General features: G+C 63.2%; 15 protein-coding genes. 6 read left to right on the top strand and 9 right to left on the bottom strand.

The window, feature by feature from the left end; all coding sequences use genetic code 11:
• The first annotated feature begins 143 nt into the window (after nt 1-143).
• The 5 genes from B5M41_RS02750 to B5M41_RS02730 are packed head-to-tail and all read left to right on the top strand — an operon-like array spanning nt 144 to nt 4797.
• Entirely contained in the window at nt 144-1457 is a 1314-nt protein-coding gene (locus tag B5M41_RS02750) for a Zn-dependent hydrolase (RefSeq protein ID WP_134648655.1), read from the top strand.
• Nucleotides 1454-2449: an ABC transporter substrate-binding protein gene (locus B5M41_RS02745; RefSeq protein ID WP_134648654.1), complete on the top strand. Its 996-nt coding sequence runs from the start codon at nt 1454-1456 to the stop codon at nt 2447-2449. Before B5M41_RS02750 ends, B5M41_RS02745 begins: the two co-directional genes overlap by 4 nt.
• Before the next feature lie 16 nt (nt 2450-2465).
• Nucleotides 2466-3182, top strand: a complete 717-nt coding sequence (locus tag B5M41_RS02740) for a M24 family metallopeptidase (protein ID WP_134648653.1) — start codon at nt 2466-2468, stop codon at nt 3180-3182.
• 21 nt (nt 3183-3203) lie between these two features.
• The gene (locus B5M41_RS02735; RefSeq protein WP_134648652.1) at nt 3204-3992 is read left to right on the top strand and encodes an ABC transporter ATP-binding protein; all 789 of its coding nucleotides are present in this window, start codon (nt 3204-3206) and stop codon (nt 3990-3992) included.
• Nucleotides 3985-4797, top strand: a complete 813-nt coding sequence (locus B5M41_RS02730) for an ABC transporter permease (protein ID WP_134648651.1) — start codon at nt 3985-3987, stop codon at nt 4795-4797. The genes B5M41_RS02735 and B5M41_RS02730 overlap by 8 nt, the downstream gene beginning before the upstream one ends.
• Before the next feature lie 39 nt (nt 4798-4836).
• Here B5M41_RS02730 and B5M41_RS02725 read toward each other — a convergent pair whose 3' ends face one another.
• The gene (locus B5M41_RS02725) at nt 4837-6150 is read right to left on the bottom strand and encodes a four-carbon acid sugar kinase family protein (protein WP_134648650.1); all 1314 of its coding nucleotides are present in this window, start codon (nt 6148-6150) and stop codon (nt 4837-4839) included.
• Nucleotides 6151-6152: 2 nt separating this feature from the next.
• The gene (gene oiaX, locus B5M41_RS02720; RefSeq protein WP_134648649.1) at nt 6153-7409 is read right to left on the bottom strand and encodes a 3-oxo-isoapionate-4-phosphate decarboxylase OiaX; all 1257 of its coding nucleotides are present in this window, start codon (nt 7407-7409) and stop codon (nt 6153-6155) included.
• A 150-nt stretch (nt 7410-7559) separates the two neighbouring features.
• Between oiaX and B5M41_RS02715 the strand changes: the two genes are divergently transcribed.
• Entirely contained in the window at nt 7560-8306 is a 747-nt protein-coding gene (locus tag B5M41_RS02715) for a transcriptional regulator NanR (RefSeq protein ID WP_134648648.1), read from the top strand.
• Here B5M41_RS02715 and apnL read toward each other — a convergent pair.
• The 7 genes from apnL to B5M41_RS02680 all read right to left on the bottom strand — a co-directional run bounded on the left by apnL (nt 8279) and on the right by B5M41_RS02680 (nt 16388).
• A complete protein-coding gene (apnL, locus tag B5M41_RS02710; RefSeq protein ID WP_134648647.1) occupies nt 8279-10141 on the bottom strand; it encodes a D-apionate lactonase in 1863 nt (620 codons plus the stop codon). The two genes, B5M41_RS02715 and apnL, sit on opposite strands and share 28 nt — an antisense overlap.
• A complete protein-coding gene (locus tag B5M41_RS02705) occupies nt 10138-11172 on the bottom strand; it encodes a Gfo/Idh/MocA family protein (protein WP_134648646.1) in 1035 nt (344 codons plus the stop codon). The genes apnL and B5M41_RS02705 overlap by 4 nt, the downstream gene beginning before the upstream one ends.
• Nucleotides 11173-11174: 2 nt before the next feature.
• Nucleotides 11175-12242, bottom strand: coding sequence for an ABC transporter permease (locus B5M41_RS02700; protein WP_134648645.1), 1068 nt, complete (start codon nt 12240-12242; stop codon nt 11175-11177).
• Nucleotides 12242-13786, bottom strand: coding sequence for a sugar ABC transporter ATP-binding protein (locus tag B5M41_RS02695; protein ID WP_134648644.1), 1545 nt, complete (start codon nt 13784-13786; stop codon nt 12242-12244). The genes B5M41_RS02700 and B5M41_RS02695 overlap by 1 nt, the downstream gene beginning before the upstream one ends.
• A gap of 1 nt (nt 13787) precedes the next feature.
• Nucleotides 13788-14426 carry a DUF2291 family protein gene (locus B5M41_RS02690; protein WP_134648643.1) on the bottom strand — a complete coding sequence of 213 codons (639 nt, stop codon included), beginning with the start codon at nt 14424-14426 and terminating at the stop codon, nt 13788-13790.
• Between the two features lie 70 nt (nt 14427-14496).
• The gene (locus B5M41_RS02685) at nt 14497-15438 is read right to left on the bottom strand and encodes a D-ribose ABC transporter substrate-binding protein (RefSeq protein WP_134648642.1); all 942 of its coding nucleotides are present in this window, start codon (nt 15436-15438) and stop codon (nt 14497-14499) included.
• 122 nt (nt 15439-15560) lie between these two features.
• Nucleotides 15561-16388 carry a phosphogluconate dehydrogenase C-terminal domain-containing protein gene (locus B5M41_RS02680; protein ID WP_134648641.1) on the bottom strand — a complete coding sequence of 276 codons (828 nt, stop codon included), beginning with the start codon at nt 16386-16388 and terminating at the stop codon, nt 15561-15563.
• Between the last annotated feature and the right edge of the window lie 401 nt (nt 16389-16789).

Raw genomic sequence — 16789 nt, 5'->3', positions numbered from 1 at the left:
CAGGCGGACGACAAGCCGCACCGAATCCATATTCCTGAAATCGAAGCGGAATGCAATTCAAACGTATTGACATGAATTCAAGTCTCTTGAATATTGAGAATGGGCATTGCGCTGGTGCCCCTGATGCGAGCCGGGACTATGCCATGCTTATCACACCCTCGATCAACGGCACCCGGTTGCTCGGTAGGCTCGACGCCTTCGCCGCAATCGGCGCGACGGCTGACGGTGGTGTCGACCGGCAGGCATTGACGGAAGGGGACCGGCGCGCACGCGCCGCCATCACCGAAATCGCCCTCGCGCGCGGATTTGCCGTGTCCCAGGATGGAGCCGCCAACCTCTTCATCCATCGGCCAGGCGGGCACGTCGGCACACTGCCCCTCCTGATCGGCAGCCACCTCGATACCCAGCCGACAGGCGGCCGTTTCGACGGCGCGCTCGGTGTTCTTGCCGCCCTTGAGGTCCTGGAAAGCCTTGAAGATGCGGATATCCAGACCGCCGCGCCGATCGAGCTGGTGGTGTGGACGAACGAGGAGGGCTGCCGCTTTGCCCCGGGCAGCATGGGCGCGCAGGCCTTTGTCGATGGCGCGCTCTCCGATACGCTGCTTAAAAGCCGATCGACCGATGGCTTGCGGCTCGCCGACGAACTTGCGGCCACGCTGAAAGCCCTGCCGCAAGCGCGCCCATGCACGCTTGGCAAGCCGATCGCCGGATATCTCGAACTGCATATCGAACAGGCGCAGCACCTGGAGCGCGCGGGAATACCGATCGGCGTGGTGACGGGCGTGCAGGCCACGCGCTGGCTTCAGGTAAGCGTTACCGGCGAGGCAGGACATGCGGGCACGACACCGCTTTCTGCCAGACGCGACCCCATGCACGCGACCAGCATGGGCCTTGCCCGCCTCTATGAAACGATCATGCGGCACGACGCGCATGCACGCTTCACGGTCGGCCGCATGACGGCGGAGCCCGGCAGCATCAACGCCATTCCCTCGGCGGTCGTCTTCTACATCGACATCCGCCATCCGGGTCTCAAAGAGCTTGATGCGATCGAGGCGCAGATCACCGGCACCCTTCGCGACGCCGCGACCGGGACCGGTTGCACGATCGCCATCGAACGGGTCTTCGACATGGAGCCCGCCCGGTTCGACGACACCCTGATCAACGCCATAGAGGATGTGGCGAAAGCGCGCGGCGTCGCCAGCACGCGCATGGTCTCCGGTGCCTTCCACGATGCGCTGTTCGTCAGCCGCGTCGCGCCGACGGCGATGATCTTCGTGCCCTGTCGTGACGGCATAAGCCACAATCCACGCGAATTCGTCGAGCCCGAATTCTGCATCATGGGCGCCGACATTCTCTTCCACGCGGCCCTGCGCGCGAGCGAGATGACCGTATCAGCGGCCGAACCAGGCATAAAAACAACAGCAATCTCCAACAACCATAAAGGAGTGGGAACATGAGCATGACATTGACACGCCGAAGCTTCGCTGCCGCCGCCATGGCGCTGGCGGCGATGATCGCTATGCCGCAGAAGACATTCGCGCAGGACCTGACGAAACTGACCTTCATCCAGGAATGGCCCGTGCCGGACGGGTTCTGGATCCCTTGGATTCTCGGGTCCAAGAAGGGCTTCTACGCCGAAGAGGGCCTCGAAATCGAGATCGTGACGCCGCCGACCGTCGCCGACACGATGAAGTTCCTCGGCACCGGCCAGGCACAGGTCGCCTTCACCACCGTCATGGATGTCATCTTCGCCAAGGAGCAGCAGGCGCCTGTCGTCGCGATCGGCCGTTATGGGCGTAGCAACAACTGGGGCATCCTCAGCCCGGAGGGCAAGCCGCTGACGATCGCCGATATCAAGGGCAAGACCATCGGCATCTACAACGACGCCTGGACGCTGGCGCAGCTCTCCATAATGCTCTCCGATGGTGGCATGACGATCGACGACGTCAAGACCGTCGCGGCCTCCGATGACACCGTACCGCTGCTTCTGCAGAACCGGGTCGACGCGATCACGGGTATCACCAATGCCGAGGGCACCGGCATGTTGACGACAGGTGGCCAGAAGGCGGAATTCCTGCCCGCCACCGCGCACGGCGTGCCGAACACGCCGATCTTCATGCTTGCCGCCAACGAGCCGTGGCTGAAGGAAAATCCTGAAAAAGCCAAGGCCTTCCTGCGCGCCACCCGCAAGAGCATCGAATATGCGGTCGCTAATCCCGAGGAGGCCATCGCCGCGTTCGCCGAACTCTATGCGAAGGCCTATGACGGCAAGTTCATCGACCAGCAGTGGAAGGACACGATCCCGCTCTTCGGCGCGATGGATGCGAGCCTGATGGTGAACGACGAGGCCGACTGGACGGCACTTCTCGCGGCATTGAAGAAATTCGATGTGGTGAAGAAGATCGAGGCCCCCTCGGCCTACTATACCAACGAGTACATCGCCCAGTAAGCGACGGGAGACCGCCATGACCGCCACCGCCTCTTCGCGCCGCGTCGTTCCCGCCTGGACCTATCGGCCCGGTCCCGACGTCTCGGACCTGCCGCCGCCCGGACTGGTGGCGGCACAACGGATCGCAAAGGGCGCGGCGGCGGCAGGTCTCGCCGCCGCCGCCGCCGGCATCAGCGAGCAGGATGTCGAGCTTGCCGTGAGCGACTATCTCACCGCCCAGGGCATCGCCCATGTCTGGACGATCACCAATGTCGGTCTGGGCGAGAACACGCTCGTCTGCTTTCCGACCAACCCGCCGACGACGCTCAAGGCCGCCGAGCGGGATGTGCTCATGGTCGATGTCCACCCCATAACTGCCGATGGCTCCTGGGGCGACTGCACGCGCTGTAGCGTGATCGGCGACTGGCCGGAGGCGCGCAAGGCGCTGTCGGACCTCGAAGCGATCCATTACGAAACGCTGGAGAAATGCCGGCCCGGCATGCCGGCGAACGAACTTTTCGGCATGAGCCACGAACGGCTTGTCTCGGAAGGATATGTGCTGCTCGACCAACTCGGCAATATCGGCCACTCGCTTACCGCCGGGGCGGCCTATCTTCACCAGTTCATCGATGCCGGCAATGCGACGCCGATGTGGGGCGCATGGGCGATCGAGCCCTTTGCGGCCCGAGACGGCATCGCCGTAAAGGTGGAGGACCTCGTGTGGTTCGGCCGCGAACGCTGCATCACGCTCTAGGGAATCGGGAACTTGAACGACATGGAACAGGCTCCAAAACTCGCATTGATGGGCGTATCACGCACCTTCGGCGACTTGACCGCGCTTTCCTCGACCGAGCTTGCGGTCAAGCCCGGAGAGTTCATCTCCGTTGTCGGCCCGTCCGGCTGCGGCAAAAGCACGATGTTCAACATCATCGCAGGTGTTCTCCAGCCCAGCACCGGAAAGGTGCTGATCGACGGCAAGGACGTCACGAACCAGTCCGGCCATGTCGGCTACATGTTGCAGAAGGACCTGCTGCTGCCGTGGCGGACCGTCTTGGACAACATCGTGCTCGGCGCAGTGCTCAAGGGCGGCGCTTCGCGTGCCGAGCGCGATGAGGGCGTGGCCCTCGCCCGGCGTTACGGCCTCGGCGACTTCATCAACCACTATCCGGCCGCCCTTTCCGGCGGCATGCGCCAGCGCGTGGCGCTGATGCGGACGCTCGCCATGCATCACGACGTGATGCTGCTGGACGAACCCTTTGGCGCGCTCGACAGCCAGACGCGTCTGTCCATGCAGCAATGGCTGCTCAGCGTGTGGGAAAAAGAAAAACGGACCATCGTCTTCGTCACCCATGACATCGACGAAGCGATCTTCCTGGCTGACCGTGTCGTGGTGATGACGCCCAGGCCGGGCCGCATTCACGAGATCATCGATGTGCCGATCGAACGGCCGCGGCCCGTCTCAAGCCTGACGCGCCCGGAATTCGTTGCGCTCAAGCAGCGCATCTTGGGCACCATCTACAACAATGCATCGCCTGCCAACGAGGAGGCCGCACCCCATGCATGATCTGACGGAAAACAGAAGCGTGCTTCTCAAGATCTTCTATCCGGTCGCCGCACTCGTGCTCGTCGTCGGCGCCTGGGCTTTCCTCGTCTGGTTCTATGAGGTGCCGCGCTACGTGATGCCGTCGCCGTCGGACGTCGCGAACCACATTTCCGAGGATTGGCAGACACTGGTCAAAGGCTTCGGCGTGACCTTCCTGGAATTCCTGCTCGGCTTCACGCTGGGCGCCGGGACCGGTTTCGTTTTCGCGGTGCTGATGGACATGTCGCGGACGGTGCGTGGCATCCTCTATCCCATCCTGATCCTCAGCCAGGCCATCCCGATCATCGCGATTTCAGCAGCGCTGACGATCTGGCTGGGCTTCGGGCTCGCGCCGAAACTTGTCATCGTTGCGCTGGTCGTCTTCTTTCCCGTCGTCGTCAACGTGCTCGACGGCCTTGCTTCCGTCGACAAGGACGTGCTCAATCTGGTGCGCTCCATGGGCGCGTCGAAGTTCAGCACATTCCGCCACGTCAAACTGCCCGCGACCTACTCGCCGCTGTTCTCCGCCCTCAAACTCTCTGCCACCTTCAGCGTTACCGGCGCGGTCATCGCGGAATGGACGGCCTCGACCAGCGGCGGCATCGGCGCCTATCTGCTGCAGGCGAATTCCCGCCTGAATACGGCCGGCACCTTTTCGGCGATCACCTTCCTCGCCGCGCTCGGTATCGTGAGCTTCCTGCTGGTGGTCGCGGTGGAATATCTGCTGACACCCTGGAAAAGCGGCCACAAGGCCCGCCGGTGGTCGCGATCGTACTGGCAGGAGTAAACGGGCGGATGCGGCGTGCGCGATCCCGCGTGGGCCCTGTCACATCTGCCCGCCTGCCCCACCGGCCCTGATCATGCTGAAATAGTCGTCGCCCCCGACCTGGCCGCCCTTCAGGGCGATCTGCAGGCCGTCTGCGGCGCCGCCATGCGCAATGCAGAGCGGCGAGCCCGGCGTCTGAGGAAGCGGCATTTTCAGCGTCAAGGCGCTGATGCCCATTTCGCCGAGAGCGTGGCTCGACGTGTCGCCGCCGGCGACGACGGCGCGCGAAAGGCCGGCGCGTGTGATCAGTTCGGACTGGATGCGGCCCAGTGCCCGGCCGAGTCGGTGGCGCGCACCCGTTGAGGAATCGAGCTCGCCGCCGCGATCGGCGGATGGTCCGAGCGCGGTGTAGAGCACCACGCTTCGGCCACTCTCCAGCACCTTGAGACCGGCATCGACCGCTTCCATGATGGTGCTTGCATTTTCTTGCACCGACAGCGCGACCGGATCGACCGTCACGCCTTCGAAGCCGTTTGCCAGGGCATGCCGGATCTGGCGTTCCGTCGTCGGGGACACGCTGCCCGACACGACCGCGATGCGATCCACCGGGCCGGCAGCGGCAAAAACCGGCGCCGGACCGATCAATCCACTGTCCCGCCACGCGGGTATGAGCGCATATTCGACGCCCGAGGAGCCGCAGACGAAACGGCTCTTCGCGCGCAAATGGTTCCAGAGCAGAGTACCGGCCGCCCGCTGCGTCCTGTCGTCAAGCACGTCGAGCAACAGGATGTCTGCTTCAGCCGGGTCGGCGTGGCCGAGCAAAGCGACATTATCCACCAGTGCGGAAGACAATGAGGTCTGCCGTGCGAGATGCAGCAGCACGTTCGCCTCATCCATCGGCGTGACGGGATGGCGTGACATGACCGGATGCCTGTCGATACGATAATTGCGGCCCTGATAGGCCGCGAACAGCTCGCCGAAGGCCGTGTAGCGACGAATCTGCGGCGCACCGACGATGAGAGGAACTGTAGCCTCGCCGAAAACCTTCCGGCCGATTTCCATGGCGCGGCCGATGCTGCCGACATGCGGCGCGGAATCGAAGGTCGAGCAGACCTTGTAATGGCAAAGTTCCGCGTCCAGCGACTTCAACCAGGAAAAGGCCTCGGCCAGGTTCACATCCATCCATTCGGGCGTTTCGCTGCGGCTGGTGCCGGCAAGGCCATAAGCACGCACACCGGAAAAGCGCGAGAGCAGGTCCGCGTCCGGCACCTTCAGGAAAAGCACGGTCTCGACGCCATTCGAGGCAAGCGCCTCCATGACATCGGTGGAGCCGGTGAAATCGTCGCCATAGTAACTGATGAGGGGTCGCGTCATGCTCAGGCCGCCTTGCCGTCGGCAAATTTCTCGATGGATTGCGCAAGTTCCGGATGCTCTTTGGCATAGGCGTCGAGCGGTATACCTTCCACCGCCGCCTCCCAGGCCTGCTTCACGGCCTTAACCCCGGCGCCCGGTCCGCCCGGATGGCTGACGATGCCGCCTCCGCAGAGATAGAGCAGGTCGGTCGAGCCGCCGGTGGCGGCAATCGTGTCGGGCGCCTGTCCGCCCCACTGGCCCGAGCCGATGACAGGAAGCGCCACGTCGCTTTCCGAGAAGAGCGGCGTGGTAACGGCCTTGTAGGATCGCACGAAACTCTCATCGGGCTCCCAGTACTTCACGCGGATGCCGTTGATCTGGAACTGGTCGACGCCGAGCAGACGCCAGAACTGCTGCCAGACCGAGAATTCGAAACCCAGGCCGGCATGGCGCGTGAGGATGTCCCAGCCATTGCGGTGAGCGTGCACGACGAGGCCGGAACGCTTGCGCAGAAACGCCATGCCGCCAAAGCCGATCGAGTTGATGTTGACGACGGCGCAATTGCCGCCTGCCGCCAGAACCAGATCGTGATTGCGCATCATCTCGTCGGGATCGGCATGGCTGATACCGAAGGCGTACATCACCTTCTTGCCGGTCTTCTGCTCACGATCGAGGATCTTCGGCATGATCGCCGCCACGCGATCGCCCAGCGACGAATAGGCAGGGCTCATCAATTTCTCGTCGTCCTTGATGAAATCGACGCCGGCGTCGATCAGTTCGCCGACCATCTGCGCCGTCTCATGCGGTCGAAGGCCGAGCGCCGGCTTGACGATGGTGCCGATGATCGGCCGGTCCTTTACCCCCGTCAGCGCAAAACTGCCGGGAACGCCGAACTGCGGGCCGGGATGGGCTGCGGCGAATTCCGGCGGCAGCTTCATGTCGACGATGCGGATACCGGTCATGCCCTTGATCGAAAAGACACCGCCGATGGCAATCGTCATCAGCGCGGCAAGATCGGTACCGACAGCATCCAGCGGGAAATCGATATCGACATCGGCTCGGTTGAACCGCGTCGCGCCGCCCGCTTCGTCGGGAAACGAAGGACGATCGGCCGATGGCAGGGCGCGGATGTCGACGACTCGCGCCGCCACGCGGGCCTTCAGCTCTTCCGTCTCGCCCGGCAGCGCAACGAAGGTGCCGGTCGACTGGTCGCTGGCGATCTTCGCCGCCATCTTCTCCACCGAACCTGCTGTCTCTATCCGATAGGTCAGACGGATCATGTTTTCTCCTCCGCGGTTCGGCGCAATCAGCTTGTCCGGCATGAAAAACTGGTATAATGAGTATTCATGTTATTGCAAGCCGTTTGCGGCGAAAGCTGTTGCGACGATTAAACTTGATGCATATTCAAGCCTGTCGAAATCAGGTGACTCATGACCGTCGTTTCCGAACCGATCATCCGCAAGAAACTCTCCGATGAAGTCTTCGCGCGGCTGAAAACCATGATCGAGACCGGCGAACTGCAGGCCGGCGACGACATGCCCTCCGAACGTGAACTCATGGAGCGCTACGGCGTCGGGCGCCCCGCGATCCGCGAAGCCATGCAGGCGCTCGCCGGCAAGGGACTGGTCGAGATTTCGCAAGGCGAGCGTGCCAAGGTACTGCGCATCACGGCCGAGTCCATCATCCGGCAGGTCGACCTGCCGGCCAAGCTGATGCTCTCGGGTTCTTCCGACTCGCTGGAACACTTGAAGAATGCCCGCATCTTCTTCGAACGGGGCATGATCCGCGAGGCCGCCGTCAAGGCGACGCCGGAGCATATCGCTGAGCTGCGCACCCTTCTCGACAGGCAGAAGGCAAATCTTGGCGATGCGGATGCCTTCATCGAGGCCGACATGGGTTTTCACCAGTGCATCGCACGCATTTCCGGCAATCCGATCTTCGCCGCCGTCAGCGGCGCGATGCTGGGCTGGCTGAAGTCCTATCACACCGAAATGCTGATCTGGACAGGCCGCGAGAATGTCACCCTCGCCGAGCACGAGGAGATCATCCGCGCCATCGAGAAGGGCAATGCGGATCAGGCCGAGAAGGTGATGATCAAGCATCTCGAACGTTCCCGCGCGCTCTATACGCTCAAGGGACAGAAATCGCCTCAGAGCACGGCTTCCACGCAGCCATAGGGCGGCAGGACGACCCTTTCGGCGGCCGGCAGCCCCTCGCCGCCGATCAATGAAACCTGGTGCGGCGGAGAGGGCAGCACCACGGTCTGCGGTTCCGGCGTGATGTTGGCGAGCAGGATCATCCTATCCGACGCAAGACCCAGAACAGCGTCCGGCCGTGACGTTTCGACAGACCGCACATTGTGTCCCGCCAGCGCGCCAAGGCGCGCGAGGACGTGGGCAAGCGGCCGCAGTTCGCCAGGAGCCGTCGCCTCGCCCGCCCCCGCCACCAGCCCGAAGGGGCCTGCAAGTGTGGAAAGCGTCAGCACTTCGGGCCCGGCCGTAGCAACCGTTGCGGCGTAAGCCAGCGTCCAGGCGGCACCGAACTGACCATTGTGGCGCGGATCGACATTGGCCATCGGAATGCGCCGGCCGGCAGGGTTCTCCTTGGTCGTACTGCCATAGGGGTTCTGGCGCATCGCAATCGTCGAAGGCCCGATGCGATAGGGCGTCTCGCCATAGAGTGCTCGGACCGAGCCGACGACATAGCGCAAGGCCTCGAAGGTCTGCATGACCGAGAGATCGTCGGCCGCGTGCACGATGGGGTTCGTGCAATGGCTCACATAATCGATGCGGTCGCCCGGCACGCGCTTGCGGTTGAGCTCCGTGAAATAGCTCATCATGCCGCCGCCAAGCCGGACATTCGGCAAGTCAGCCCGTGCGGCGGCGTAAACATCCTCCAGCGGCGGGCATTCCGGCCATGCGCTTCCCGGCGGCGTCGACTGACGGTCCACCGACGGGCAGACGAACAGGCTGTCGAGCGTCAATTGCGCTTCGCGAACCAGCGACGCGAGTTCGGACATTTCCTCGTCCAACGCACGCTGGCAGGCGACGGCAACCTCCAGAGTGACCTTCAGTCCCGATTTTTCCGCGATGTCGGCATAGCCCTTCAATGCGGGCAAGCTATGCCCCGCACCGGGATCGAAATACGCGATCAGGTGGCGTGCGCCGACGGTCTCTAACACCCCGAGCGCCGACCGTTCCTCTGCAAGGCATTCCGGACGCAGGCCGACGCCGATTTCGGGGAAGCGGCGGTCCGTCCGCGCGAGTGTCAATGTCACCGCATCGGACGCGTCCTTGGCGAAACCCGCATCGCCGACCGACTGAATTTCAACGAGAACCTTCTGGCTGAACGGCTCATGCCGCGCGATGCGGTAAGGCCAGGGCAGAGCCAGCGGGCGCACATAGGTCTTGTAGGAGCCGTCGGTCCAGTTGCGCTGGTCTTCCATCTCGAAGATATCGCCGACGAACTCTGTCACCGCCGAGACGCCAGGCGCGACCTGGTGGGTGATCGCCGCGATATCCATGAAGGGCTGCCAGGGCTCGATCCGCTCCGGCCAATGCGCATGCTCGACGCTGCCATCGCCATGACGGACCGACACGGGTTGCCCTGCGACACCGGCGACGGGGTGCAATACCACAAACCCCGCACGCGCCGTCTCGAACGCCGCGTCGCTGACGCAATCGGCGGAGAAGGCAACGGTTTCGGCCGTACCGGATATGGCGATGGCGCAATCGAGATTGGCGCCGTCGGGAGCGCTGAAGCGAGCCTCGTAGGTCACCGAGAAACCAGCCTCCGTCGCCCGCACCTCAAGATCGTTGATTGCGGCGCTGCAGGTACCCCAATCCTTGTCACGCACGAGGAAGGCCACGGCCCGCAGCACCTCATGGCCACGGAACCGCAGGGTCCGCAGATTGCCGTCCTGCAAGACCACGCTCAGGTCGCCGGCCACGAGCGTGCGGCTTTCCGGCTCGCGCTCGTTCGTGCCGTAAAGCCTGAGCAGGTCGCCGCTCATGCCAGCAAATCCGCAATCACGACGGTCTCGCCACTTTCGGCACTGAGATAGGCGGCCTCGACGAGGGCGAAGGTCTTCAGGTTGTCGCGCCCGGACGTATCCGGCTCGCGGCCTTCCGCCAACCGTTCGGCCCAGTGTTTCTGAATGAGCGCGACACTTTCCTGAATGTTGTGCCAGGGCCGTGACGCCCAGGGCAGCAGGTTCGGCGCGACCACGCTTTGTACCGTGCCGTCAGGGCCATGGACCGTCAGCTTGTAATCCTTGCCCAGACGCAGCGTGCCCCTGGTACCGTCGATTTCGACGAAGGTTTCCGGGAACGGCTCTTCCGGCAGTTTCGTCGCATAGCTGACATCGACGATCGAGGTGATGCCATTGTCATGGTCGAGCAGCATGGTCGCGACATCCTCGCCGGCGATGTCGGGATTGACGCGGCGCGTGCGGGCGGTCACGCGGCTCGCGTCGCCGAACAGGAAGCGGGCGATGTCGAGCGAATGGATGCCGAGGTCCTCGATGATGAAGCGCTTGCCCTTGGCGAGATAAGGCTGGCCGGAGAAGACATCGAAGCCGGAGCGGAAGGAGACGCGCCCCCAGAAGGGCTCGCCGATGGCACCACTGTCCAGCACCGCCTTGACCGCGAGGATCGGCGTCTGCCAGCGGAAATTCTCGTGGATCATCAACGGAATGCCGGCAGTATCCGCAACGGCGACCATGGCCTTGGCATCAGCCAGCGTCGGTGCGAACGGCTTCTGGCAGATCGCCGGCACCTTGTGGCTGGCGGCAAGCTCGACCAGCGCGCGGTGGCTGCCGACGGTCGTTGCGATATCAACGAAATCGAAGCCGCCATCGGCAAACAGCGCCTCCGCCGACTGGTAGCGCCTTTCGACGCCAAACTGGTCGCCGACGACGCGCAGGCGCTCGGGATCACGGTCGCAGATCGCGACGATCTCGACATCGGCGAGATCCTGCCAGCCATGCATCTGGTTCACGGCGAAGAAGCCGCAGCCGATCAGCGCACCCTTGGTCTTCGTCATGCTCAGCCTGCCTTTGCCATCTGCATCAGGGTGACGCGCTGCTGGAGGCGGCGCTGCGCCTGGTCGACCACAACGGCCACGATGATCACGAGGCCCTTGATCACCATCTGCCAGAAGGAACTGACACCCATCATCACCAGACCGTCCGAGAGAATCCCGATCACGAAGGCGCCAATGATCGTGCCGCCGATCGTGCCGCGCCCGCCCGACATGGATGTACCACCCAGAACCGCCGCCGCAATGGCATTCAGTTCGAGATTGGTGCCGGTCGCCGGGTGGGAGGCCATCAGTTCCGAGGAAATGATAAGGCCGACGATGGCCGCGCAGAAGCCGGAGAACATGTAGACGAACATCTTGACGCGGTTGACGCGGATGCCGGACATGCGCGACGCGCGCTCATTGCCGCCAACGGCGAAGATATGCCGGCCGAGCGGCACGAAGCGGGCGAAATAGGCCGCTCCGAGCGCCACGACGATGAGGATCCAGACGGAAACCGGAAGCCCGAGGATGGAGCCCGAGCCGAGATAGGCGAAGCCCTGGTTTCCGAGGTCTTCGCGTCCCGTCAGATTGGGCAGCGTTTGACCATCGGAGTACAGCAGCGCCATGCCGCGCGCGACGTAGAGTGTACCGAGCGTCGCGATGAAGGGTGCGACGTTGAGGCGGGTGATAAGCAGGCCGTTGATCGCCCCGATCGCGATACCGACGATAGCCACGATGATCGCCACCTCGACGACGTTGAAATAGACGGTGTAGCCGAGCGGCAGCGCCACGCCATACATGATGAGGCCGCCGGCGATCATGCCGCAGAGGCCGACGATGGAGCCGACCGACAGGTCGATGCCGCCGGTGATGATGACGAAGGTCATGCCGATGGCGAGGAAGGCGTTCTGCGTCGCGTGCTTCGACATCAGGATCATGTTCGCGGCCGACAGGAAGTTCGGCGCGAAGATCGAGAAGAAGATGATGACCGCAAAGAGCGCGATGAAGGTGCGAAGCTTCATCAGCGTCAGCAGGGCGGCGCCGGTGGAGAGGTGGTTGCCGGTGGCGGCAGTGTGCGTTGCTGTCGTCATCACGCATGCATCCTTTTGGTTTTGTGTCCCTCTGCGGAGGCCGAAATCACCATGTCCTCGGTGGCGTCCTTACGGTCCACCACCATCACCAGCCGGCCGTTGCTCATGACGGCGATGCGGTCGGAGAGCGCCATGACCTCTTCGAGGTCGGAGGTGGAGAAGAGGATGGCGAGCCCCTCGCCCGCCAGCCGCCGCATGGTACGGAATACATCCGCCTTGGCACCGACATCGATGCCGCGGCTCGGCTCGTCCATCAAAAGCACCTTCGGCCCGGTCATCAGCGCCTTGCCGATGACGACCTTCTGCTGGTTGCCGCCCGACATGGAGGTGACGTCGAGATCGGGGTTCTTCGCCTTGATCGAGAGGTTGCGGATCGCATTGGCGATCGCCTCCTTCTCGCGCTTCAGGTCGATGTGGAAGCCGGCCTTCAGGAACTGGCCGAGGCTTGCCATCGACAGATTGTCGGCAATCGACATGGACTGCACGAGGCCTTCGCGCTGCCGGTCTTCCGGGATCAGCGACAGGCCCTCGCGGATGCGCCGCGTCGTGTCGCGCCCCTTCAATTCCTCGCCCTCGACGAAGATCTTGCCGCTGGAATGCTCGTGCCGGCCCATGATGCATTCGAAAAGCTCGGAACGCCCCGCCCCCATCAGGCCGTAGATGCCGAGGATTTCGCCCTTGCGCACTCCGATCGAGACATGATCGACGGCATAGCCGCCCTGCGCGCGGGGCAGGCAGATATCCTCGGCACGGAAGACCTCTTCGCCGGGTTCGTGATCCAGCTGCTTGGCGAAATCCTTGGCATCCGAGCCGATCATGGAACGCACGATCCAGCGCGTGTCGATGTCCTTGACCATCGCATGGCCGGTAATCTGGCCGTCCTTGAGGACGGTGATGTAGTCGCCGATGCGCATCAGCTCCTCCAGCCGGTGCGAGATATAGACGATGGCCACGCCACGCGCCTTGAGATCGGCGATGACGCGGAAGAGCACGTCGACTTCCGCAGCGCTCAACGCCGAGGTCGGCTCGTCCATGATGAGGATGCGTGTGTCGAGCGAGACGGCGCGGGCGATCTCGACAAGCTGCTGCTGGCCGATCGGCAGGTCTTCCGCCAGCGTGTCGGCCGAGATGCCGGCTTCGAGGCGATTGAGGAATTCGTTGGCCTTCTCGACCTGCGCCTTGTGATCGATACCGCGCAAGCCGCGTGTGATCTCGCGCGTCGCAAAGATGTTTTCGGCGACCGAGAGATTGCCGAAGAGGTTCAGCTCCTGGAAGACGATACCGATGCCGTGGCGGACCGCGTCCGCAGGACTGTCGAGATGAATGCGCTCGCCATCCATCCAGATTTCGCCGAGCGTCGGGCGTTCGACTCCGGCGATGATGCGCATCATGGTGGACTTGCCGGCGCCATTCTCGCCCACAAGCACGTTGACCGCGCCGCGGCGCAGCTTCAGGTCCGCCTTCTTGAGCGCCACGATGCCGGAATAGGCCTTGGTGATGTCCTTCAGTTCGAGAATGACGTCGCCGTCATCGGTGGCGCTCATGTCAGCCTCCGACCGTGATGGTGACGGGCACGAAAAGCGGCAGCTGTCCTTTGGCCGGCAGCGGATAGGCGCCGAGCGCCTTGATCGTCTTGCCCGTCAGGTTTTCACGCGGCAATTTTTCGAGCAACAGGCCGTTGACATGGGTGTTGAACGACTTGCCGTACTGCGCCCATTCGATCTGGTTCTTGAATTCGTTGAAGTTGATGAATTTCAGGCTGTCGCGGATCGCCGTGCCGCGGATGGCCGGGCCGATGGCAACGCGCACGTCAGCCTTCCGGTCGCCGTCGACGTCGACATCGACATAGCCGGCGCGGGACTTGGTTTCCTCTGCGACGATCACGCCGTCGATCCTGGCGGCAAAGGTCCAGGGCGCGTTGCCCTGCTTTTCCTTGTGGCCGTATTTTTCAGCTGCGGCGTCGAGATTTTCGGCCGCAAGCGCCGAGACCTCCTGGAAGGTGCCGGCACGCTCCTGAAGGAAGGGCACGACCTTGGCATCCCAGATCTCGGCGACCATCTTGTCCGGGTTGAAGGCGCCGGCCGCCGCCTGTTTCTGCTCGTCTTCCGTCTTGACGAGCTTGCAGCCCGAAAGCGCGAGCATCCCGGCAAAAACGAGTGTCCAGGCAGCCTGATACCTTGGCATTCCGATTCTCCGTCATGGAACAAGGAACGCGAGGCGGGACCGCACCCCGCCTCGCGCCATCGTGCGACGATTACTCTGTCAGCGCGAAGGTCTCGAGCTTGTCAGCGTTGTCGGCCGTGATGAGCACGCAGTCCATGAGCTGCTTTTCCTCGGCCGGCGCCTTGCCGGTCGTGATGTACTCATGCGCCTGGGTAACGGCGAGCTGTGCCTGCGCATAGGCCGGCTGCATGACGGTCGCCTTGATGCCGCCCGCCTTGATGGAGTCGCGCACGTCGTTGGACCCGTCGAAACCGACGACGATGACATCCTTGCGGCCGGCAGCCTGCAGGGCCGCGATCGCACCCATGGCCATTGTGTCGTTGCCGGCGATCACGCCCTGGATATCGGGGTTCGCCTGAAGGATGGTCTCCATCTTGGAGTAGCCTTCGGTCTGGCTCCAGTTGGCCGACTGCTGGGCGACCATCTTCATATCAGGATATTCGTCGATGACGTCGTGGTAGCCCTTGGAGCGGATGCCGGCATTGAGATCGGCTTCGCGGCCGAGCAGCTCGACATAGTTGCCCTTCTCGCCCATCAGCTTCACGAACTCTTCGGCGCCGAGCTGCGCACCCTGGTAGTTGTTCGAAACGATCTGCGAGACGGCGACGCCCGTGGCGTTGATTTCGCGGTCGATCAGGAAGGACGGGATGCCGGCATCCTTGGCCTTCTGCACGGCGGCGATCGAGGCTTCCGAACCGGCATTGTCGAGAATGATCGCCTTGGCGCCGCGGCCGATCGCCGTGTCGACAAGCTGCGACTGCTTGTTGGCGTCGTCGTCATGCACCAGAACCAGTGTGTCGTAGCCTAGTTCCTTCGCCTTGGCTTCCGCGCCGACGGCTTCCGCCTTGAAGAACGGGTTGTCGTGGCTCGGCGTGATGATGGCGATGAGATCTGCGGCGAAGGACGGCATGGCGACGCTTGCGGCCATGACGGCAGCAAAGCCGACGGTAATCAGTCTGCGGGTAATATTCATTGGTCTCCTCCCGGTTAAGCACCGGCTCCCTGCGACCATCCCTCCATGAAAATGGCCGCACCGGTGCAATCTTTACCCGGCACACATGGCGCCGGATGCGGCGGGCCAGGCCCGCCGGAAAATCAGGTGATGCGCTGGATGCTGGCCGCGATTTCCGCGGGCTCGAACACACGCTTCCAGTCATCCTTCATCAGCACGGGCTTGCCGAACTCGATGGCCTTGTTGCAGGCATCGGAGAATACGCCCGGCGTCTCTTCGAAGATGACGGCGCCAAGCACATTCATGTGGCCGAGCAGGAAGTCGCGGGCGGCCTCCTTGGCAACGCCGCGACGCACACACTCGTCCATGGCTTCGCGCATCACGACGAGCAGCGAGGCGCAAACGGTTTCCGAAAGGCCCGGTTCCAGCAGCGCCATCTGCTCGACGGTCACGCGATGCGAGCGCATGACCGGCGCCCAGATGACCTTGGCGATCTCTTCGCCGAGCACGTAGGCCTCCTCGGGACCCTGCATCAGCGCGGAAACGATGTGCTGCTTGGCGGCGATGCCGCCGAAGAAGTCCCGCTTGGCCGCCGGGTCCGTCTCGTCGTTGAAGATCGGCGGATGGCAGGGATGCGTGACGAAGTAGGTGAGGTCCGCGCGCTCCGGCAGATGACCTGCAAAGGGAGCGGCAGCATCGAGCGCCACGACCATCGTGCCCGGCTTCAGCTTGTCGACAATGCCGGCGGCAACCTTGCCGATTGCCGTGTCGGGAACGGCAAGAATGACGACGTCCGCGCCATCGAGGCCTTCATCGGCGGCGACGCAGGTCAGGCCTAGATCGTCTGACAGGCGCTTCTTGCCCGCCTCGCTCACCTCGATATGCCGCACATCGAACCGCGAGCCCTTAAGGTTCTTGGCGAGCCGATAGCCCATTTTGCCGCCGGCGCCGAACAACGCGATCGATGTCATCGAAATCTCCAAATGCGAGCGGCTGGCCTGTAATTGGCCAGACCGAATTTCCTCCACCGGCAACCCGGCCTGAAGCTATATTTCGCAACTGGTATAACAAGTCAATAACCATCTCATGGAATATGTGATGCGGTGTCGACATCGTTGAAGAGCCGCCGCGAAAATCCGGCGACGGCCATCGCAACCGGACGAAAATGCATAACGGTGGGGATCCCGCAGCTGCGTATCCCACGGATTTCGGTATTGGGAATAGTCTTGGGGCACGCCGACCACCCACCGCCGCGACGCACGACGGGGTTTGGCCACCTCTGACAAAAGGTAAGATTCGGTCACCGCGCGGCTATGCGCGCGAACCGCTCATTCCGGCCAAGGCCGCCGGGCCGGCCGCTGAGCGTTTTCCG

The organism is Shinella sumterensis (assembly GCF_004514425.2).
In the GTDB taxonomy this organism is placed as follows: Bacteria; Pseudomonadota; Alphaproteobacteria; order Rhizobiales; family Rhizobiaceae; genus Shinella; species Shinella sumterensis.
This window is presented reverse-complemented; position numbering and strand designations above follow the sequence as displayed.

Bases quoted from the DNA above. Each gene is read 5' to 3' on its own strand.
- B5M41_RS02690 (WP_134648643.1), bottom strand. From the start codon at position 14,426: ATGCCAAGGTATCAGGCTGCCTGGACACTCGTTTTTGCCGGGATGCTC.
- B5M41_RS02680 (WP_134648641.1), bottom strand. From the start codon at position 16,388: ATGACATCGATCGCGTTGTTCGGCGCCGGCGGCAAAATGGGCTATCGG.
- B5M41_RS02700 (WP_134648645.1), bottom strand. From the start codon at position 12,242: ATGACGACAGCAACGCACACTGCCGCCACCGGCAACCACCTCTCCACC.
- B5M41_RS02715 (WP_134648648.1), top strand. From the start codon at position 7,560: ATGACCGTCGTTTCCGAACCGATCATCCGCAAGAAACTCTCCGATGAA.
- B5M41_RS02745 (WP_134648654.1), top strand. From the start codon at position 1,454: ATGAGCATGACATTGACACGCCGAAGCTTCGCTGCCGCCGCCATGGCG.
- B5M41_RS02750 (WP_134648655.1), top strand. From the start codon at position 144: ATGCTTATCACACCCTCGATCAACGGCACCCGGTTGCTCGGTAGGCTC.
- B5M41_RS02705 (WP_134648646.1), bottom strand. From the start codon at position 11,172: ATGACGAAGACCAAGGGTGCGCTGATCGGCTGCGGCTTCTTCGCCGTG.
- B5M41_RS02735 (WP_134648652.1), top strand. From the start codon at position 3,204: ATGGAACAGGCTCCAAAACTCGCATTGATGGGCGTATCACGCACCTTC.
- B5M41_RS02740 (WP_134648653.1), top strand. From the start codon at position 2,466: ATGACCGCCACCGCCTCTTCGCGCCGCGTCGTTCCCGCCTGGACCTAT.
- B5M41_RS02730 (WP_134648651.1), top strand. From the start codon at position 3,985: ATGCATGATCTGACGGAAAACAGAAGCGTGCTTCTCAAGATCTTCTAT.
- B5M41_RS02695 (WP_134648644.1), bottom strand. From the start codon at position 13,786: ATGAGCGCCACCGATGACGGCGACGTCATTCTCGAACTGAAGGACATC.
- B5M41_RS02685 (WP_134648642.1), bottom strand. From the start codon at position 15,438: ATGAATATTACCCGCAGACTGATTACCGTCGGCTTTGCTGCCGTCATG.
- oiaX (WP_134648649.1), bottom strand. From the start codon at position 7,409: ATGATCCGTCTGACCTATCGGATAGAGACAGCAGGTTCGGTGGAGAAG.
- apnL (WP_134648647.1), bottom strand. From the start codon at position 10,141: ATGAGCGGCGACCTGCTCAGGCTTTACGGCACGAACGAGCGCGAGCCG.
- B5M41_RS02725 (WP_134648650.1), bottom strand. From the start codon at position 6,150: ATGACGCGACCCCTCATCAGTTACTATGGCGACGATTTCACCGGCTCC.